At 72.5% G+C, this 18,824-nt stretch carries 15 protein-coding genes and 3 pseudogenes; 3 read left to right on the plus strand and 15 right to left on the minus strand.

Annotated features, from left to right (window positions below; genetic code table 11):
• Nucleotides 1-342: 342 nt before the first annotated feature.
• Nucleotides 343-1,548 carry a S1 family peptidase gene (locus ACZ7N4_RS28505; RefSeq protein WP_471363211.1) on the minus strand — a complete coding sequence of 402 codons (1,206 nt, stop codon included), beginning with the start codon at nt 1,546-1,548 and terminating at the stop codon, nt 343-345.
• Between the two features lie 214 nt (nt 1,549-1,762).
• On the minus strand, nt 1,763-3,664 hold the full coding sequence (gene htpG / locus ACZ7N4_RS28510; protein WP_471363214.1) for a molecular chaperone HtpG: 1,902 nt from the start codon (nt 3,662-3,664) through the stop codon (nt 1,763-1,765).
• Nucleotides 3,665-3,923: 259 nt separating this feature from the next.
• Here htpG and ACZ7N4_RS28515 point away from each other — a divergent pair, with 259 nt between their 5' ends.
• On the plus strand, nt 3,924-4,403 hold the full coding sequence (locus ACZ7N4_RS28515; protein ID WP_471363216.1) for an SRPBCC family protein: 480 nt from the start codon (nt 3,924-3,926) through the stop codon (nt 4,401-4,403).
• Between the two features lie 267 nt (nt 4,404-4,670).
• Here ACZ7N4_RS28515 and ACZ7N4_RS28520 read toward each other — a convergent pair whose 3' ends face one another.
• A complete protein-coding gene (locus ACZ7N4_RS28520) occupies nt 4,671-5,888 on the minus strand; it encodes an alginate lyase family protein (protein ID WP_471363219.1) in 1,218 nt (405 codons plus the stop codon).
• A 234-nt stretch (nt 5,889-6,122) separates the two neighbouring features.
• On the opposite strand from ACZ7N4_RS28520, the gene ACZ7N4_RS28525 reads away from it, so the two are divergent.
• Nucleotides 6,123-8,111, plus strand: coding sequence for a glycoside hydrolase family 5 protein (locus ACZ7N4_RS28525; protein ID WP_471363222.1), 1,989 nt, complete (start codon nt 6,123-6,125; stop codon nt 8,109-8,111).
• A 72-nt stretch (nt 8,112-8,183) separates the two neighbouring features.
• Here the strand turns inward: ACZ7N4_RS28525 and ACZ7N4_RS28530 are convergent.
• From ACZ7N4_RS28530 to ACZ7N4_RS28570, 9 genes and pseudogenes are all read right to left on the minus strand, one after another.
• Nucleotides 8,184-8,567, minus strand: a pseudogene (locus ACZ7N4_RS28530) (DUF6807 family protein); the annotation flags it as partial.
• Between the two features lie 60 nt (nt 8,568-8,627).
• A complete protein-coding gene (locus ACZ7N4_RS28535) occupies nt 8,628-10,226 on the minus strand; it encodes an MFS transporter (RefSeq protein ID WP_471363224.1) in 1,599 nt (532 codons plus the stop codon).
• Between the two features lie 524 nt (nt 10,227-10,750).
• Nucleotides 10,751-11,875, minus strand: a pseudogene (locus tag ACZ7N4_RS28540) (PLP-dependent cysteine synthase family protein); the annotation flags it as partial.
• Nucleotides 11,876-12,002: 127 nt separating this feature from the next.
• On the minus strand, nt 12,003-12,443 hold the full coding sequence (locus ACZ7N4_RS28545; protein ID WP_471363227.1) for a hypothetical protein: 441 nt from the start codon (nt 12,441-12,443) through the stop codon (nt 12,003-12,005).
• Nucleotides 12,440-12,796, minus strand: a complete 357-nt coding sequence (locus tag ACZ7N4_RS28550; RefSeq protein WP_471363316.1) for a GNAT family protein — start codon at nt 12,794-12,796, stop codon at nt 12,440-12,442. The genes ACZ7N4_RS28545 and ACZ7N4_RS28550 overlap by 4 nt, the downstream gene beginning before the upstream one ends.
• A gap of 132 nt (nt 12,797-12,928) precedes the next feature.
• On the minus strand, nt 12,929-13,942 hold the full coding sequence (locus tag ACZ7N4_RS28555) for a pirin family protein (RefSeq protein WP_471363230.1): 1,014 nt from the start codon (nt 13,940-13,942) through the stop codon (nt 12,929-12,931).
• 321 nt (nt 13,943-14,263) lie between these two features.
• Nucleotides 14,264-14,803 carry a hypothetical protein gene (locus ACZ7N4_RS28560; RefSeq protein ID WP_471363233.1) on the minus strand — a complete coding sequence of 180 codons (540 nt, stop codon included), beginning with the start codon at nt 14,801-14,803 and terminating at the stop codon, nt 14,264-14,266.
• A gap of 133 nt (nt 14,804-14,936) precedes the next feature.
• Nucleotides 14,937-15,185, minus strand: a complete 249-nt coding sequence (locus tag ACZ7N4_RS28565; RefSeq protein WP_471363235.1) for a hypothetical protein — start codon at nt 15,183-15,185, stop codon at nt 14,937-14,939.
• Nucleotides 15,172-15,429 (minus strand): DUF6400 family protein, encoded by a 258-nt coding sequence (locus tag ACZ7N4_RS28570; protein ID WP_471363238.1) that lies wholly within the window; start codon nt 15,427-15,429, stop codon nt 15,172-15,174. Before ACZ7N4_RS28570 ends, ACZ7N4_RS28565 begins: the two co-directional genes overlap by 14 nt.
• A 68-nt stretch (nt 15,430-15,497) precedes the next feature.
• Between ACZ7N4_RS28570 and ACZ7N4_RS28575 the strand changes: the two are divergent.
• A pseudogene (locus tag ACZ7N4_RS28575) lies at nt 15,498-15,641 on the plus strand (carbohydrate ABC transporter permease); the annotation flags it as partial.
• A gap of 103 nt (nt 15,642-15,744) precedes the next feature.
• On the opposite strand, the gene ACZ7N4_RS28580 reads toward ACZ7N4_RS28575, so the two are convergent.
• The 3 genes from ACZ7N4_RS28580 to ACZ7N4_RS28590 all read right to left on the minus strand — a co-directional run bounded on the left by ACZ7N4_RS28580 (nt 15,745) and on the right by ACZ7N4_RS28590 (nt 18,803).
• On the minus strand, nt 15,745-16,614 hold the full coding sequence (locus ACZ7N4_RS28580; protein ID WP_471363243.1) for an MBL fold metallo-hydrolase: 870 nt from the start codon (nt 16,612-16,614) through the stop codon (nt 15,745-15,747).
• Nucleotides 16,615-16,809: 195 nt separating this feature from the next.
• Nucleotides 16,810-17,367: an AAA family ATPase gene (locus ACZ7N4_RS28585; protein ID WP_471363246.1), complete on the minus strand. Its 558-nt coding sequence runs from the start codon at nt 17,365-17,367 to the stop codon at nt 16,810-16,812.
• A 56-nt stretch (nt 17,368-17,423) separates the two neighbouring features.
• On the minus strand, nt 17,424-18,803 hold the full coding sequence (locus tag ACZ7N4_RS28590; RefSeq protein WP_471363252.1) for an MFS transporter: 1,380 nt from the start codon (nt 18,801-18,803) through the stop codon (nt 17,424-17,426).
• Nucleotides 18,804-18,824 lie beyond the last annotated feature (21 nt).

The raw sequence follows: 18,824 nt of genomic DNA on the forward strand, positions 1-18,824 counted from the left end.
CTGCTCCATGGTCGGCACGGAACCTGGACGGGGCTCCGCCGCTGTGCGCGCGGAGCCCCGGGCGGGACCGCGAAGGGTCGGTGGGAGGGCCGGGCGCCGGGGTGGGGCTTGTGCCGGTGTACGCGGCTCAGGCCGGTGTAGGTCTACGCGGCTGTACGTGTACGCGGCTCGGGCCGGTGTACGTGTGCGGGCGCTCGGTCGGTGTACGCGGGTGAAGCCGGTGCACGTCTTCCGGCGCTCGGCCGGTGTACGCGGCTCAAGCCGGTGCACGTGGCCTGAGCCGGCACGTGGTTCGAACTCTTCGCCGCGGTACGCGGCTTGAGCCGGTATGTGGACGAGTTCTCAGCCGGTGTACGTGTGCAGGGTCAGGCCGTACCGGCCGAGGATCTCGTTGACCGGCTGGAACCAGGTCTCGCCGCCGCCGGTGCAGTTGCCCCAGCCGCCCGAGGTGACGCCCTGGGCCTGGTCGCCGGTGATGAAGGACCCGCCGGAGTCCCCGGGTTCGGCGCACACGCTCGTCTTCGTGAGCTGGTGCACCGCGCCCTGGCTGTAGTTGACGGTCTCGTTCGTCGCCAGGACCGTCCCGCAGTGCCAGTGCGAGGTCGATCCCGAGCGGCAGACGGAGGAACCGACGGGCGCCACGGCCGAGCCGCGCACCAACTGGTCGGGCACCGTGCCCCAGCCCAGCACCACCGGGACCGTCCACCAGCCGCTGCCCACGCTCACCCAGGCGTAGTCGTTGTCCGGGAACGAGGAGCCCTGGAACGTGCCGATGTACGAGCCGTCCCAGCCGCTGACCCCGGCGCCGGGCGAGCCGCAGTGCCCGGCGGTCACGAAGCCTCCGTACACCGAAAAGCCTATGGAGCAGCGGACGTTGCCCGTGTAGTAGGGGTCACCGCCGACCGTTCCCGCGGCGAAGGTCCGCGGCGCCGCGGAGACGGTCCTGACCGTGACGGGCCCCGTCTCGCGGGCGCGGGACACGAAGCGTCGGACATCGTTGTCAGAGCGGTCCCCGCGCACGATGTCGACGACCACCGTGCCGGCCACCGGGTCGACGTGCCAGCCGCTGACCCCGGACGGGGCGGACAGCCGGTCGATGCGTGCTTTGGCGGCGTCCAGTTGGCGGGCCGTGTGGGCGGCCGTGCGGATCTCTGCGCCGGCCGCCCTGAGCGCGCGGCGCGTGTCCGGCGAGGCGTCCGGGGTGAGCGCCACCGTCAGGCGGCCCCGCGCGGCGTCGAACCAGGAGCCCGCGTAGGCCTCGCCGGCCGTCCGGCGCGCCTTCGGAGCGAGCAGGGCGGCGGTCCGCTCGGCCGCGATCCGCGTCTCGGCCTGCTGCCGCGTGAGGCCGAGGTCGCGCCGCATGGCCGCGAGGAGTCCGTCGGAGGCGGGCTTGGCGGACACGGGGGACGAAGTGGACCCGGTGGTCCCGGTGGGTGAGGTGGGCGCGGTGGGGCCTGTTGCCGCCGCGGGGATCGTTCCCGCCGTGGCCAGACCGCCGAGGAGCAGCAGCGTGGCCAGTGCGGTACGCGCAAGTCGTGTGCGTCTCATGGGAGTTGCCCTTCGTCGTTCCAGGGGTGGGGTGGAACAGCCGATGTCTGAGAGCGCTCTCATGTGTGGCGGGACAGAGCCTAGCCGCCGCTGTGCGTCAGGTCCATGCCAATGCGGGACTCACGGAGAACTCGGGCGGACGCGCCTCTCGAAAACCGCCCGTCCTGCCCGGGGGGCGTGCCCCGGGCAGGACGCAGGCGCCCGGCGGGCCGGGTTACAGCGCGCGTTCCAGGCGGTCCGCCATCAGCTTGACGAAGCGGGCGGGTTCCTTCGGCTGACCGCCCTCGGCGAGCACCGCCAGGCCGTGCAGGAGCTCGGCGGTCTCGGCGAGTTCCGTGCGGTCCTCGCGTTCCTTGTAGGCCTGGTTGAGTCCCTTGACCAGCTGGTGGTCGGGGTTGAGTTCCAGGATCCGCTTGGCGCGGGGCACTTCCTGGCCCATGGCGCGGTACATGTTCTCCAGGGCCGGGGTCAGGTCGTGCGCGTCGGAGACGACGCAGGCCGGGGAGACGGTGAGGCGGGAGGACAGGCGCACCTCCTTGATGTCCTCGTCCAGCTGCTCCTTCATCCAGCCGAGCAGCCCGGCGTAGTCCTCGGTCTGCTTCTCCTTCTCCTCGTCGGAGGTGTCCTCGTCCTTGGCGTCGAGGTCGATCCGGCCCTTGGCGACGGAGCGCAGCTTCTTGCCCTCGTACTCGCCGACGGCGTCCGCCCACACCTCGTCCACCGGGTCGGTGAGCAGCAGCACCTCGATGCCGCGCTCCCGGAACGCCTCCATGTGCGGGGAGTTCTCGATGCTCTGCCGGGACTCGCCGGTCAGGTAGTAGATGTCCTCCTGACCGTCCTTCATCCGCTCCACGTAGCCCTTGAGGGTGGTCGGCTCGGTCTCGTGGTGCGTACTGGCGAAGGAGGCGACGGCGAGGATGGCGTCACGGTTCTCGGAGTCGGTGACCAGTCCCTCCTTCAGGACCGTGCCGAACTCCCGCCAGAACGTGTCGTACCGCTCCTTGTCCTTGGTCATCATCTCCTTGACCGTGGACAGGACCTTCTTCGTCAGCCGTCGCCGCATCATCTCGATGTGGCGGTCCTGCTGCAGGATTTCGCGGGACACGTTGAGCGACAGGTCCGCCGCGTCGACGACGCCCTTGACGAAGCGGAGGTACGGCGGCAGCAGCGCCTCGCAGTCGTCCATGATGAACACGCGCTTGACGTACAGCTGCACCCCGCGCTTGAAGTCGCGCGTGAACAGGTCGTGGGGGGCGTGGGCGGGGAGGAACAGCAGGGCCTGGTACTCGAAGGTGCCCTCCGCCTGGAGCCGGATCGTCTCCAGCGGGTCGCGCCAGTCGTGGCCGATGTGCTTGTACAGCTCGTGGTACTCGTCGTCGGACACCTCGTCGCGCGGCCGCGCCCACAGTGCCTTCATCGAGTTGAGCGTCTCGGGCTCGGGCGCCTCGTCGCTCTCGCCGGACTTCTCGGGCACCATGCGGATGGGCCAGGTGATGAAGTCGGAGTACCGCTTGACGATCTCCCTGATCTTCCACGGGGAGGTGTAGTCGTGGAGCTGGTTCTCCGGGTCGGCCGGCTTGAGGTGCAGGGTGACCGACGTGCCCTGCGGGGCGTCGTCGACCGTCTCCAGCGTGTACGTGCCCTCGCCGCGCGACGTCCAGCGGGTGCCCTGGGTCTCGCCGGCGCGCCGGGTGAGCAGGGTGACCTCGTCCGCCACCATGAAGCCGGAGTAGAACCCGACGCCGAACTGGCCGATGAGCCCCTCCTCACCGGCCTTGTCCTTGGCGTCCCGCAGCTCCTGGAGGAACTTCGCGGTGCCCGAGTTGGCGATCGTGCCGATGAGCTGTCCGACCTCGTCGTACGTCATGCCGACGCCGTTGTCCCGCACGGTGAGGGTACGGGCCTCCTTGTCGACGTCGATCTCGATGTGCGGGTCGGACACGTCGGCGTCGAGCGAGTCGTCCCACAGCTTCTCCAGGCGCAGCTTGTCCAGCGCGTCGGAGGCGTTGGACACGAGCTCCCGCAGGAAGACGTCCTTGTTCGAATAGACCGAGTGAATCATCAGCTGGAGCAGCTGACGGGCCTCTACCTGAAACTCGAAGGTCTCAGACGGCATGATCGGGATTACCTCACAGGTCCTGTCGCCGAAACTGGTGAAGCCACTGTAAAACACCACGTCAGCGCGGTGGCCCGAAGAGGGGGCGGTGGCTGGATCCGTACCCTCGTCCGAAGGGTGGCGACGCCCGTCCGCACACTCCGTAGCCATTCCCTCACGGTGCGAAAGATCGGGTCGGAGCGGCAGTCGGCGCTCATAACCGCCGGTACCCCGGGTACTCGCCGGGTGCAACGAAGCACCGACCATGGGAGGCGCCGAGATGAGCACGGTCAGGGAAGCGGTGGAAGTCGAGGTTCCGCTGCACACCGCCTACAACCAGTGGACGCAGTTCGAGGACTTCCCGAACTTCATGGAAGGCGTCGAGGAGGTCAGGCAACTGGACGACCGGCACAATCACTGGACCACGAAGATCGGCGGCGTACGGCGGGAGTTCGACACCGAGATCGTCGACCAGCTGCCCGACGAACGCATCACCTGGCGCACCACCAGCGGCGACACCCACCAGAAGGGCACGGTCCGCTTCGAGCGCCTGGACGACGCCCACACCAAGGTCGAGCTGGTGATGGACGTCGAACCCAGCGGAGCCATGGAGCGGACCGCGGACCTGCTGGGCACGATCGACCGGCGCGTCAAGGGCGACATGAAGCGGTTCAAGGAGTTCATCGAGGAGCGCGGCGCGGAGTCCGGCAGCTGGCGCGGCCGGGTCAAGCCGGGAGACGGCGGCCCGACGCCACTCTGAGCAGGCGGGGAGGCTCCGAACGGACACACGGACAGACGGACAAGACAGACACACAGGCAGACAGACGCACAGACACGACATGCGGCGTGGGCCGGGGAGATGGCCCGGGCCACGCCGCGTGTGCGCCGGGTCCGGACCGCGGGCGGCGCGAGGAGGGGCGCTGAAGACTCCGGCCGGTCAGGCGGCTGAGGCGCTTCGAGTCGCCGTTTTTCAGGGCCGGGCCCGACGCCGACGGCGCCGGATTCTCCAGCCGCCTCCCCCGCCGGATCAGTTCGGGTTGTCTCCGTGGGTGAGGGTCTCCCAGGCGACGAAGAGGTTGTTGCTGCCGGCCGGACGGTTCTGTGCGGTCAGGGTCTGCGTGTTGGTCATGGCGATGCCCAGGCGGTTGTGCAGGGCGTTGAAGCCGACCTCGGTGACCGGGCCCAGCCCCCGCTTGACGGACCCGCCGCACAGCCAGCTCGGGACGGCGGCGCCCAGTTCGTACTTGGCCTGGAAGCCGAGCGCCTGCCGCAGCCGTTCGCCGACGTCCGTGCCGTACAGGTCCTGGCCCTGGATCCGGCTGGTCTCGGCGACGTGCGAGATGGCGGAGATGCCGTAGCCGGTGTGGGTGAAGTCGCGGCAGGTCTCCTGGGTGAGGCCGGTGACGAAAGTGGACTGGCCCTGCCAGTAGGAGACGATCTTGTCGCGGGTGTTGAGGTTCTGGCTCGGCACCGTCTTCGGCAGGTCGCCGTCGGAGGCGAGGTAGACGTACGCGGCGGTGCGGGTGCGGAACTTGGCCATGGCCGTGTCGTACGACGCCTTGTCCTCCAGGAAGACGGAGATGCCGACGGCCGCCTCCATCATCGACAGCTCCCAGTTGCCGTTGGAGTTCGAGCCGTTGATGATCTCGGGCAGGTAGACGTTGCGGAGCATGGTCGCGAAGCGGCCGGAGTTGGCCCAGGTGCCGGTGTACGTGTACTTGATGATCTCGGCGGCCTTCGGCCAGGAGGAGCCCGCCCATCCTGTCTGCAGCGGCGCGTTGCTGTTCGTGTGGTCCTGGAGCACGGCGGACCAGGCGTCCATCAGCTCGATCGCCTTCTTGGCGTAACGCTCGTCGCGGGTGATGTACCAGGCGAGCGCGTCGGTGTAGGCCGCGATGGCGTCCTCGCGTTCGTCGGTGCAGCCGTAGTTGGGGTTGGAGTACGAACCGCACTCGACCACGGCGCGAGGCTTGGGCGTGCGGCTGAGGCTCGCGTACGCGCTCGCCGCCATCTGGTCGTAGGCGCTCTTCCAGGGCTGGGCGCCGGCCAGCACCTTGCCGCGGGCGAAGTCGAGTTGAGCGCGGGAGACGGTGACGCCGGGGTGGGCGAAGACCGCGGGTGCCGCCTCCGCCCGCTGGGTGCCGGGCCAGGAGAGCAGTCCGGCGCCGAGCAGGGCGGTGGCCGCCGTGAGGGCGAGAGCGGAGCGCGGGGACTTACGGCGGCGTCGGGCGGGTATGTCCTGCATCTGATCCGTCCTCATATGTGAACGCCATACGGCTTACTGAACGGGCGAGTTGAGCGAGACCATAGGTACGGACCAGCAGCGCGTCAAGGGGGCGGGAAGCGGCCTCCGTCTCCGGCGATTGACCTTCCTGGCCCTTTCCTGCACGGTGCACCGTGGTGGACACCCCGCCCGGCCGGGTGGCGCCCTCGCCCGGCCGCCCGGTTTCCCCCGCCTCCGACCCCCAAGGGCTGCCTCATGCCGATGCCACCAGCCGTGCTGCGGCTCGCCGTCACCACCGCGGGCCTGCTGCTCACGACCACCACGGCCACCACGGCCACAACCGCCCCGGCCTCCACGAACGCCCTGTCCAACACGGCCGGTCCGGCCGCCACGGCCACCGTGGCCTCCGCCGCCGTACGCCCGCACTCCACCACCGCGCGGGCCGCCGCCGACACGGCGGACCAGGTGTCCTGGTCCGCCCCGCTGTCCACCCGGGGACGCTACGTCGTCGACGCCCAGGGCAACCGCTTCCGGCTGAAGGGCGCCAACTGGGACGGCGCACAGGGCTCATGGACGGGCACCGGCAGTGCCGACGACCCGGCCAACCATCACGCCGGGCAGGACTCCCACGGCATACCCCTCGGCCTGGACCGAGCTCCGCTCACCCGATTGCTCGACGACTTCCACCAGTTGGGGATCAACACCATCCGGCTGCCGTTCTCGGACGAGATGATCCACAGCACGGCTCCCGTACCGGACAACGCCGTGGCGGCCAATCCTGGACTCCGGGGCCGGACACCGCTGGAGATCTACGACGCGGTGGTCGACGCGCTCGACCGGAGCGGGTTCGCCGTGGTGCTCAACAACCACACCGTCACCTCGCGGTGGTGCTGCGGCATCGACGGCAACGAACGGTGGAACAGCGGGCAGTCCACCGCGCGATGGGCCGACGACTGGGTGTTCATGGCCCGCCGCTACGCCTCCGTCCCGCGCGTGGTCGGCGCCGACCTCTACAACGAGGTCCGGCGTGACGTGCTGGACGACCCCAACTGGGGCCTGGGCGACGACCACGACTGGTACGGCGCGGCACGGCTGGCCGCCGACCGCATCCTCACCGAGGGCAACCCGCGGCTCCTCATCGTGATCGAAGGCATCAACTGGACCGGTGTGCCCGTCGACGGGCTCCCGCACGGACGGCCGGTGCTCACTCCCGCCCGCACCCTCTCACACACCCTCGTGGACCCCCGCAAGCTGGTCTACTCCGCCCACTTCTACGGCTACACCGGTCCGCACCACAGCGGCGCCACCGGCATCGGCGAGACCCATGACCCCCGTTACCAGGACCTGTCCCCCAGGGAGCTGGCCGCGGCCCTGGACGACGAGGCGTTCTTCGTGGAGGAGGGCGGCCGGCACCACACCGCTCCCGTCTGGGTGAGCGAGTTCGGCATCGGTGCGAACGAGACGCATCCTGCCGCCCGGGCCTGGTTCGGCACCGTGGTGGACCACTTCGCCGAGCATGACGCCGACTTCGCGTTCTGGCCGCTGGTCGGCTTCGAGGGACACGACGACTGGGCGCTGCTGCGCTACGACAGCGCGGGGCGCCGCTCGGGCATCCTCGACCCCGGCGACTGGCGCGCCGCCGCATGGCAGCGCCTGATGACCGCGCCGGGCAGGACCGGTCCCGTGGCGTCCGTACCGCTCTGGCGCATGCTCAGCACCGACCACGGCGACGCGGTGGCGTCGCTTCGCGTGCGCGGCACGGGGGACTGGGACCCGGGAGCGTTCAAGGCCGCCTGCCCCGACGGCACGCGACTGGCCGGGCTGGGCCACACCGGCGGGCGCGGCCTGTGCACCGACGCCGGCACCGGTGACCTGCGGGCCGCGGACGCGCGCCAGACGGTCGTCACCGACGAGCGGTACGTGCCGGCCGGCGGTGACTGGGCATCCGGCCACACCAAGTACCAGTGCCCGGCAGGGCAGTTCCTCATCGGCTACAGCCTGCGCGGCGCACGCGTGTCGGCGGCGCTGTGCGCGCCGGCCCGGGCCGGACTGGCGGGGCCGGGACGTACGGTCTGGTTCGACCGGTCCGACAACCGCCCCGCCGACACGGCCGGCGGGGACTTCGCTTACGGCGCCTACAAGGGCCAGTGCAGGACGGCCGAGTACGCCGCCGGTATCGCCTTCACCACCCGCCTGGGCAGCAGCCCCGGCCCCGCGGCCCTGCTGTGCCGGACGCTGCCCTGACGGCCGGGAACGCGAGCGGGAGTGCAGGGCCGGCCGGCCCGGGTGGTGACGCGGCCCGGGCGCGCGGACGTGGGTGAGCCGGACCGACCAGTCCGGCGCCCAGGCGCCGGCCTCGCCGTCGACCGAGTGGACCTGGATCCCGCGCACCTCGTGGGTCCCCTCCCGCCCGCTGCGCTCGACCCAGGTCGGCTCCTCGGTGAACGCGAGCCGCTCGTCCTCGGCGGTGAGAGCGGTGAACCCGTCGTGGCGCATGGAGCCGATCCGGTCGGCCGTGCCAGATAACCCCCTTCCGTGCACATGACAGTTGCCGCCTCGTAAGGTCTCGCTGCCGCAGGCGGCCCGGTGGGCGAAGAAGCCTCCAGGGCGCTCGTCGGCGTGGCGGTGCAGGCGGCCAAGGTTTCGGCGACCGTCCCGCGGGAGTGGCAGCTGCCGGCGGTGGTGCCGGCAGGACGACATGGGCTTCCCGGCGCACGCTGACGGGTCACAGGTAAAGCCCCCTCCCCCGTCCCGTGCAGGTCATCCGGGCGCCGGAGCCGGGCCGGCCCGCAGGTGTCCGGTCTGATGCAGACGTGCGACCAGCGCGGCGCAGCCGAGCCCGGTCGCGGCCAGGACGGCCCACGGCAGCCAGCGCACCCCGGTGTCGAAGAGCGCCCCGACGGCGAGGTTGCCCAGAGAGACCGCGATGCCGGAGGCGGTGTTGTAGGCGCCGTAGTACGTGGCGACGAGCCGGTCTCCGGAGAGCCGTACGACGGTGTCCATCTCGAAGGGGTACAGCAGCGCCCCGCCGCAGGCGAGCAGGACCGCGCACAGCGTCAGGGCGACGGCCCCGGCCGGGGCGCCGGGCGACCGGGGCAGCAGGGGCAGGAAGGCGGCTCCCATGACCGCCAGCCCGCAGGCGACGGTCTGCGGGCCGGTCAGGGTGCGCTGGGCCCAGGCGGTCAGCTTCAACTGGCCCGCGAGCGCGGCCAGCGCCGAGGCGGCGAAGACCGCACCGGTGACCGGACCGGTGCGGTCACCGAAGAGTGCGCGGGCGTACAGCGGAAGGGCGAGATAGACCTGGAAGGACAGGACGTACGAACCGCTCATGGCGGCCGCGAAGAGGAGGAAGGGGCGGTTGGCGACGACGGAGCGCCAGTCGGCGGCGACCGCCCGCCAGGCGGGTCGGCTGTCACGGCCGACGGACTCGCTGCCGCGGTCGGCGGGTCCGCCGTGGCAACCGGCGCGTTCACTGCCACGGTCGGCGGATCCGCCGTCGTGGTCGACGTGTTCGCTGCCAAGGTCGGCGGATCCGCCGTGGCAGTCGACGCGTTCACTGTCGCGACCGGCGGGCTGACTGCCGCGGTGGGCGAGTTCGCTGTCCCGGTCGACGCGTTGACTGTCGTGGCGAGCGAGTTTGCCGTCCCCGCCGACGGGCTCACCGTCACGGCCGAGGGGTTCGCTGCCACGGGCGAGGGGTTCGCCCTCACGGCCGGCTCGTTCAGTGTCGCGGTCGGCGGGTTCTCCGCCGCAGTCGGTGGGCCCGTTGCCACGGCAGGCGGGGGGACGGGCGGGCAGGGCGCGGGACTGCAGGACGGCCAGGGCGCCGAAGATGAGCGCCGCTGTCGTGCAGACTGCACCGAAGTCCCAGGTCAGCAGGGCGAGTCCGGCGAGCGGGCCGACCAGGATGCCCGCCTGGTAGAAGACGTTGAACGCGGCGAACGCCGCCACCCGCCGTTCCTGTCCGGCGTCCGCCGCGAGGTACGCCCGTACGGCCGGGTTGAACAACGCCCCCGCCAGGCCGGTCAGCGCCGACGCCGCCACGAGGGCGGGCAGGGAGCCGGCCACCGCCAGCAGGGTGAAGGCGACCGCTCGCAGGGCGCACCCGATCAGGATCATCGGCTTGCAGCCGTAGCGGTCGGCGAGGGTGCCGCCGACGAGGAACATGCCCTGCTGGGAGAAGTTGCGGACGCCCAGTACCAGTCCGACCGCCCAGGCTGCGAGGCCGAGGCCGTGGGCGAGATGGTCGGCCAGGTAGGGCATGAGCATGTAGAAGCCCAGGTTGATGGCGAACTGGTTCACCATCAGCAGGCGGGCCGGCCGGTCGAAGGAGGCCACCTGGGCCCAGAGCCGCCTCACCGGCTCCCCGCCTTCGTTCGCGTCCCTGTCTCCGCCTGGCTCCCCGGCTCGGCCCGGGTTCCTGCCCTTTCCGGGCTCCCGGCCCCCACCCGGGCCCCGCTCCCGGGCCGGGCCGCCGCCTCCGCCCGGCTTCCCGGCTCCTCCCGGACTCCTGGCCCCTCTTGGACCCCTGACCGCTCCCGGACTCCCGAGCCCTCCCGGAGTCCTGGCCCCTCCTGGGCTCCCGCCGTCACCCGCACCTGCGCCTCCACCCGGACTCCACCCTGAGCCCCGCCCCCCGTCCCCGCCCGGATCGCGCTCTCGGCACGGCCCCCCTCCTCCGGCCGGACCTCCTGGCCCTCTGCCATCACCTGGCCGCCCGCCTCCGCGTGGTACCCCGCCTGCACCCGAGCCTCCGCCCGGCCTCCCGCCCCTACCTGGTCCCCCACCTGGCCCCCTGCCCGATCCCCCGTCATCGTCCGAACCGCCGCGCCCGCCCGGCCTCCACCGTCGCCCCGGACCCCCAACCCCACACCGGCGGCTTCCCGGTCACGCGCCTTCCGTCGCTCACGCGCGAGCGGATCGCGGACTCGGTCGCACCGGGTCCACCGGGTCACCCGGCGTGCGTCCGGCTCGGTGATGTCGTCGGGCTCGGGGGGTGGTGTCCGTCCGAGGAGACCGTGTTCGTGGCACCAGGCATCGTCGTAGACCGTGCCGAGGTAACGGTGCGGGCCGTCGGGAAAGATCGCGGCGATCCTGGTGCCGGCGGGGTGGGTGCGCGCCGCCCACCCGGCGACCAGCGCCACCGCTCCGACGCTCCAGCCGCCGGAGACGTAGTGGCGGCGGGCGAGTGCGCGGCAGGCCCAGACCGCCTCGTCCGGGGCCACCCAGTGGACCTCGCTGAAGGCGTCGTAGTCGACGTTGTCCGGATGGATGCTGGACCCCAGGCCGCGCATCAGCCGCGGCCCCGCCGGCTGGCCGAAGACCGCCGAGCCGACCGAGTCCACCCCGATGAGCGTCAGCCACGGGAAGGCCTCGCGCAGCACGGCGGAGACCCCGGCCGAGTGTCCGCCCGTACCGACCGCCGCCACCAGGACGTCCACGCGGCCGAGTTGGGCGATCAGCTCGGCGGCCAGCGGCCGGTAGGCGGCGACGTTGTCGGGGTTGCGGTACTGATCCGGGCAGTACGCGCCCGGCATGCCGGCCAGGAGCTCGGCGACCCGGGCGCGGCGCGCCTCCTGCCAGCCGCCCTCCGCGTGCGGCGCGATGACCTGGACGACCCGTGCGCCCCGCGCGGTGAGGAGGCGGGCCACGGCCGGTTCCATGCCCGGGTCGGTCACGACGGTCACCGGGTGCCCGTGGGTCAGTCCGGCCAGGGCGAGGCCGAGTCCGAGCGTCCCGCTGGAGGACTCCACGATCGGAGCGCCCGGCGCGAGTTCACCGCGCCGGCGGGCCTCGCGGATCATGTGCAGGGCGGGCCGGTCCTTGAGGCCGCCGGGGTTGGCGCCTTCCAGCTTGGCGTGGAAGCCACGGCCTGGCGGGGAGAAGGGTTCGTCCACCCACAGGACGGGGGTGTCGCCGACGAGGTGGGCGGCGCGCCGGGCGGCCCGGCGACGGGAGGTGCGGGTGCCGACGGGTTCGGTGGGGCAGGCGGGCAGGGAGAGGTGCATGGGCGTACGGCTCCTTCGCGCTCGGCGGCTGTACGGCGGGCGCTGTGCGAGGGGGGCAGGGCGCGCGGGTACGCCTCGGACCGGGGACTCTCGTCCCGGACCGGGTCCGGGGCGTGCGAGCGCGGGCCTACTGCCGCAGCACGCAGACGACAGCCAGTGAGGGGCCGGTCCCGCAGGGACGGGGGGTGCCGGGCGGCCTGCGCCGGGCGGTGTCCGTGATGCGCCTGTGCGACACGACGGTGTGGAGCGACTGGTCCGCCTCGTCGCCGAGCCCTGTGTCGTCCAGGGCGGGGCGCGGGCGGTCCGCCGTGTGGTCGGCGTGTCCGTCGGCCGCGTGCCGGTGTTGCGGAGGCGGCTGGGACGCACCCCGACTGCCGGTGCCGTCCGCCATCGGCGGCACGTGCGGCGCCGCGGAGACGGTCGGATGCGAACCGGTGGAACCAGTGAAGGAGCTGGCGTGCACCGTGCCGCAGAGATGGGCGGCGATCACCAGCACCAGCCCCACGAGGAGCGCGGCGTGACGACAACGCCCGGGGCGCCCGCCCGTACTGCCCCATGACCCGATCACATGCACAGGGTAATCATGAGGTGACGGTGTGTCATGGCGTGGTCGGTTCGAGTCGTTCGGCCGAGGGCCGCCGAATCACCACCTCGCCTCGCAACGCCTTCCTCCCGCGCCGGGCCATGCTCCTCTGCCGGGACTCCCGGGTCGGCCGGACGGGACGCGAGACCGCGCGGGCGCTGTACGGGGGAGGCGTCCGCGCGGTCGTTCCCCGGGGCGGTCAGCTCGTCGCGCGGACCGCCTCGCGGATCAGGTCGGCGACCGGGCTTCACGATGCGCTTCCCGGAGTTCCGTACGTCGGTGAGCGCCTCCTGGACCAGCCGGGAGGCCGGTGCCCGTCCGGCGAAGGCGTCGTCGATCCCGGTGTGGTGGAAGACGCGCTGCGCGCCGCGGTCGCGGTGGCGGTCAGGCCGGCACGCTCGCCGTCGACAAGGATTCGCAGCGGTTTCTCGCGGCTGCGTGCTCGACCACGGGAACGGTGGCGGCCCGGCTCATCGGATGCCGTCCTCGGGGTGACGGTGACGCGGCGGATTCCCGCGCGGCCTGATGGTCGCGTGGGGCAGGACGGGCGCGGGCAGGCGGTCCCCCGGATATCCCTCGACGGCGCCGAAGCGATCGGAGGAGTTCTGCCATTCCTCGCGCGCCCTGACGATGTCCTCATGGCTGCGGCCGATGAAATTCCACCACATGACGATCTCCTCCCCGAAAGGCGTTCCGCCGAGGAGGACCGCCCGCGCGGCGCCGTCCGACTCGTTGGCGAGGGTCAGGCTGCGGGGGCCGGGGTGGACGTAACCCAGCTCGGCGGCGTCGAGGACGACGTCCGCGACGCGGACGGCTCCTTGGTCGACCAGGAGCCCGTGCTCGAAGCCTGGGTCCACGGCGAGCGTGACGGCCGCGCCCGGGGCCAGGACGATCTCGGCGCCGAGCAGGGGCGTGAAGGTCGGCACCGGGGAGGCGGAACCCGCGAGGGAACCAAGGAAGACGCTGATCTCGGCGCCGTCGGTGCGCACGGGTTCGGGAACGTAGTGCTGGAAGTCCCGCGGGGCGGCGCGGTGCTCCTCCGGCAGGGCCACCCACAGCTGGACGCCGTGCAGGACGGTGGTGCGCGGGGTGGAGACCTCGGAGTGGCTGATGCCGTACCCGCCGGTCATGAGGTTCAGCTCGCCGGGCCGTACGAAGGCGTGGCTGCCGAGGCTGTCGCGGTGCTCGATCTCCCCGCTGAAGAGCCAGCTCACGGTCTGCAACCCGGTGTGGGGATGCGGGGCGACGTCCATGCCTCCGGTCCGCGAGACGTCGTCGGGGCCGTAGTGGTCGGCGAAGCACCACGCTCCGATCAGGGTCCGGGCCCGCTGCGGCAGCGTGCGCCGCACGGTCATCGCCCGGGGGCCGCCGAGCGGGACGTCGCGCGGGGTCAGCACCTCGACCCGCGGCGTCCGGTCCGCCGGCGCGTCGTCCACCGCCGTGCCGCAGCGCACTTCGACGGGCTCGGCTTCGACATTGCTCATCGGGGGCCACCTCTCCACCCAGTCATGATTCTCTCCCCCAGTCATGGGGTTCTCTCTCCCCCCCAGTAATTGTTCTACATTCAACCATCATGCGCCCGGACCGGCCATGACGCCGCGGCGACCTACTCGCGACTTCTTCTTCGGACCACGTCCCGTGCGCTCGTCACCAAGCCGCTCCCCCCGGCCCCGCCGGCACGTCGGTGCACGAGGTGCCCGCACGGACCGCCGCCGGGGCGGTCACGACGGTCGAAGGCGACGACGCTGAACCCGGAGCCCACGGTCGCCGTGAGCCTCGGTCATGTGCGAAACCGCGCTGACGGGTCACGGACCGGCCGACTCCGCCGCCCGCTCGGCACGGGACAGCAGGCGTCGGCGTCGGCGGGGTCCCCACACCAGCTCGGCCAGGACGAGGGCGGCCACCAGCCACGAGGCGGCCATCTCACCGGGGGAGCCGGTCACGGAGTCGAGCACTGCGAGGGCCCCCACGAGCGCGGTGACGAGCAGGACGGCCCAGCGGGGCAACCGGTCCTCCACCGCCGCCCTGTACAGCGCGGCGGCGTACCCGACGACCGAGGGCGCCAGCCGGGGGTCGCCGACAGCCTCGCCCCGCCGGGTGGCGCGGACCACGGCCGCGCGGTCGGCGCCGCTCAGAGACCGGGCCTCCGGCCAGAGGCGGTCCATGCGGCGCGCCACCCGGATCCCGGAGAACGGACTCAGCACGAGGAAGGCGACGGCGGCGCCCCACCACGACCCGGACTCCAGGAGGACGAAGACGCCGCAGAAGACACCGGCGGCGAGACCCCCGCCGACACCCCGGCCCACCGGCCCCCGCTCCCACACCCAGCCCGGAACAAGAATCACCGGCCCACGGTGGCCGGTGTCCCGCACGGAGGCAAATCACCGCACCGGCACGTCGCCCCCGGCACACGCGCGCGGCCCACCGGAAGGTACGGGTGTGCGGGCTCGGCGTGGCGCACGCCGCGCGCCCCCGGCGTCAGAGGCCGCTGCTCCCGTGGGGCCGGCCGGTGCGGGTGGCGCCGAAGCCGGTCTCGTGGTCCCAGACCCGAGTGCAGGAGGGGCACTGGAGGTGCAGCAGGCTGCCGGTGTTGGAGAGGAGGTAGCGCCAGTGGTCCCGGCACCTGCGCCCCTCCCGGCAGGTGGAGCAGTCCCGGTGGTCCTCGCAATGCGGGCAGGTGACCCACGCGCGGCGCCCGATGTCCGCCTGGGGATCAAGCGGCAGCACGGCCGCTCCCCCGGCGCGGGAGGACACCGGCCGCCACGAGGGTGTCGTAGATGCGCTGCTGTTCCTCGTCGAGGTCCGAGTACAGCAGGTCGTACGCCTCCTCCTCGCCGCGCACCGCCTCGACCGGGTCCCAGTCGGCGCCGAGCGCTTCCATCACGTGGGCGCGCCGGGTCATCTCATGGCTGGTGAGGTCCACGGCGAAGTTCATCGGCTCGGTGGGCGGTGCGGCATCAAGGTCGGACATATGACCGAACTTAGGTACATCTTTCGGCCACGCCAAGGGTCCGTGGGACACCTCACAGGAAATCGCACCTCCACGAGTACATCGGCGCCCACACGAACCGGCGGAACGCGATCATGGCCACCGCGGTGCCGGCGTCCCTCCCCGCGTCCGCACTGCTCGTCCTCGTCCAGCGCCATGTCAGCGCCGGGGTGACCGGCGGAGCCGTCAGGTGAGACCGGCCGGCCTTCGCACCGACCTGCGCGCCGGCGCGTACCCTCCGCCGCGGCCGGCGCGGCTCGACGCCGATGCGCGTGCCGAGAACCGGCGGGGCGGCCGTCACCAGCGGACGGCCGTGAAATCGATCGGGCGGGGACGCAGCAGGCGCGTGCGCTCCGTCAGGCCGTGCAGGCGGCGGGCCATCTCGTCGGCCGGCAGCCGGCGCCGGTCCCCGTGGCCCGGCAGGACCCACTCGAAGCGCAGCCGCGCCGCCGTCCTGGCCAGGGATGCGGCCAGCTCCTCGATGGAGTACCAGGTCACGCTCTCGGCGACCTCCAGGTCACCGGTCGTACGGGACCAGTAGAAGCTGTCGCCGGTGAAGCAGTAGCGGTCGTCGGCGAGGTAGAGCACGCTGCCCGGGGTGTGTCCGGGGAGTGGGTGGGCGGTGACGCCCTCGGCGATCTCCAGGGGGTCGAGTCCGCGGATCACCCGGTCGGCGTCCGGGGCGGCGTCCAGGTCGCCCTCGTGGATCCACAGCCGGGCACCGAAGTGGTCGGCGTAACGGCGGCCGTGTGCCGCGTGGTCGCGGTGGGTGAGCAGCACGTCCGTGACGGGGCCGCGGGTCGTGTAGCGGTCGGCCAGCGCACGGCTCCATCGGGGGGTGTCGATCATCATGCCGGTGCCGGAGGGCCGCAGCAGCAGGTAGGAGTTGGCGCCCGCGGTGCGGGGCGAGTTGTGCCCGCAGATCAGTACACCGTCGTCCAGGGCGAGCGGGAACGGGTCCAGCGACTCGTCCGCCCGGCCGGTCACGGGGCGGATCGAGCGGGTGGGGCAGGCGAAGACCGCGGCGTGTAAGCGCCGGTTCTCCGCCTCGTCGGCCGGCGGGCGCAGGATCCGCGACTTCCCTTCGGCCTCGTCGATCAGCCCGGGCGCGAACTGCCGGGCCACATCACAGTTGGTGCAGCGGTCGTCCACGAACCATCCGTCCACGGCTGGACTCCTTCCACGGGGAAGCGGCCTCGGCGGAGACCGTCCCTTCCAGGGGTATCCCGTCGGCCGTCGAATCGGTAGGCCCTGCCGACCTTGTGTTTCCGGGTCCGTGGCGCTCTTGGCACACGCATACGAAGTGGGGGACGAAGTGATGCAATGACGACAAGTCCGGCAGCTGAACCGGTGTCCGGCGCCTCAGGGTCGTACCTCGAAGCCTCCCCGTCCGTCGAACCGCACCTCGTGCACCGCGTCGAAGCCGTCCGCCACCGACGGTCTGCGCAGCCGCTTCAGCGTGGCCAGGACGCCGACGTCGGGGACCCGGTCGCGGCCCCGGCGCGCGGCGTTGCGCCGGAGGGAGCCCTCGGCGTCGGGCGGGAACCAGTACGCCGTCGCGGTCGCTCCATGGGCGTGGGCCGCCTCCACCAGCGGGCCCCACTCCTGCGGCGAGGGATTGGTGTTGTCCACGGCGACGGCCCGGCCGGCCGACAGGTGCTCCGCCAGCAGCCGCATCTGCCGGACCTGCTTGTTCCGGGCGCCGCGCGGGAACCGGTCCTTGCTGACCAGCTCGTACCGGTCGGCCAGGACGTGCGCGTAGAAGGTGGACTTCCCGGCGGCCTGCAGCCCCACCAGCACGGCCACGTCCGGGTCTGCCGCCGAGCCCGCCGAACCTTCCGGGCTCGCCGTACCCGCCGAGCTCACCGAGTCCCTGCCCGCCGAGCCCGCCGAACGCGCCGTAGGCGTCTCTCCGGTCATGTCGGCCACGATGGCACGCCACCGGGCGGCCCGGCGACCGCCCGCCCGCGGGATGCTCAGCGTGTGCGCGCCAGGGACGGCGCCGTACCGGGCAGCCCGTTCCGCGCGGGGGACTTCGGCCGCGCGGCGCGGGCGACGAGGAGGACGACGAGTCCGCAGGCGGCGACCAGCAGCCAGCCCGGACGGGAGGCGTGGGCGAGTCCTGCCGGGCCGGTGTCCGCGACCAGGCCACCGGCGAGGGCGATGCCGAGGGCGGCGCCGATCTGTCGTGCGGTCGACGTGATCGCACCCGCCACGCCGGCGCGGGCGGGCGGCAGTCCGCTGACTGCGGTGTGGGTGAGCGGCGCGTTGGCGAAACCGAACCCGATGCCGATGACCAGGTAGGCGAACAGCAGCAGGAGGACGCTCGTGTCCTGTTCCAGGCCGGCCAGGCAGAGCCCGCCCGCGGTGAGGAAGCCGCCCGCCAGGCACAGCGGCAGCCGCGGGCCGCCGCGGCCGACCAGACGGCCCGACCAGGGCGCGCAGACGGTCGCCCCGAGCGCCATGGGCAGGGTCGCGGTTCCGGCGGCCAGCGGGGTGAATCCCCGCGCGTGCTGCAGGTAGAGGGTGTTGAGCAGCAGTGCCGTGTTCAGGGCGACGAACACGGCCACGGCACCGAGGACCGCACCGCTGAAGGCGGCCCCGCGGAACAGCCGGGGATCGATGAGCGGTTCGTCCCGGTGGCACTCCAGCCACACGAATCCCGCCGTGGACGCGGTGGCGAGCGCGCACGCGACCGCCACCACCGGCGAGGTCCAGCCGACGCGGGGCCCCTCGATGAGGATGCCGACCCAGGCGCCGATCGTCATGGTCAGCAGGAGCTGCCCCGGAACGTCGGGCCGCCGCGTCCGACCGGCCCGGGACTCGGGTACGAACACCGCGCTGAGCACGAGGGCGGCCACGATGACCGGCGCGTTGATCCAGAACAGCGACCGCCAGCCGAGGGCCGCGACGAGGGCACCGCCGGCGACCGGGCCGACCGCCATGCTGAGCCCGAACACCGAGGCCCAGACGCCGATCGCCTGCGCCCGCTCACGCGGGTCGGGCATGGCGTTCACCACGATGGCGAGGGCCACGGGACTGAGCATCGAGGCGCCGACTCCCTGCACCGCGCGGGCCGCGACCAGCGCACCCACCGACGGGGCCAGCGCGCAGGCCAGCGAGGCCAGGCCGAAGGCGGTCAGCCCCCATTGGAACACCCGCCGGCGCCCGAAGCGGTCCGCCAGCGCGCCGGAGGAGATCAGCAGCCCGGCCAGGACGACGGTGTACGCGTCCACGGTCCACTCCAGGCCGCGTGTCCCCACGTCCAGGCCGTGTCCGATGGCCGGCAGGCCGACGTTGACGATGGTGGTGTCCAGGCCCACCAGGAACATGCTCAGGCAGCAGACGGCGAGCACCGTCCAGCGTCTGCGTCTGCC

This window comes from Streptomyces sp. NPDC107654, assembly GCF_055639035.1.

Bases quoted from the DNA above. Each gene is read 5' to 3' on its own strand.
- ACZ7N4_RS28505 (WP_471363211.1), bottom strand. From the start codon at position 1,548: ATGAGACGCACACGACTTGCGCGTACCGCACTGGCCACGCTGCTGCTC.
- htpG (WP_471363214.1), bottom strand. From the start codon at position 3,664: ATGCCGTCTGAGACCTTCGAGTTTCAGGTAGAGGCCCGTCAGCTGCTC.
- ACZ7N4_RS28515 (WP_471363216.1), top strand. From the start codon at position 3,924: ATGAGCACGGTCAGGGAAGCGGTGGAAGTCGAGGTTCCGCTGCACACC.
- ACZ7N4_RS28520 (WP_471363219.1), bottom strand. From the start codon at position 5,888: ATGCAGGACATACCCGCCCGACGCCGCCGTAAGTCCCCGCGCTCCGCT.
- ACZ7N4_RS28525 (WP_471363222.1), top strand. From the start codon at position 6,123: ATGCCGATGCCACCAGCCGTGCTGCGGCTCGCCGTCACCACCGCGGGC.
- ACZ7N4_RS28555 (WP_471363230.1), bottom strand. From the start codon at position 13,942: ATGAGCAATGTCGAAGCCGAGCCCGTCGAAGTGCGCTGCGGCACGGCG.
- ACZ7N4_RS28570 (WP_471363238.1), bottom strand. From the start codon at position 15,429: ATGTCCGACCTTGATGCCGCACCGCCCACCGAGCCGATGAACTTCGCC.
- ACZ7N4_RS28585 (WP_471363246.1), bottom strand. From the start codon at position 17,367: ATGACCGGAGAGACGCCTACGGCGCGTTCGGCGGGCTCGGCGGGCAGG.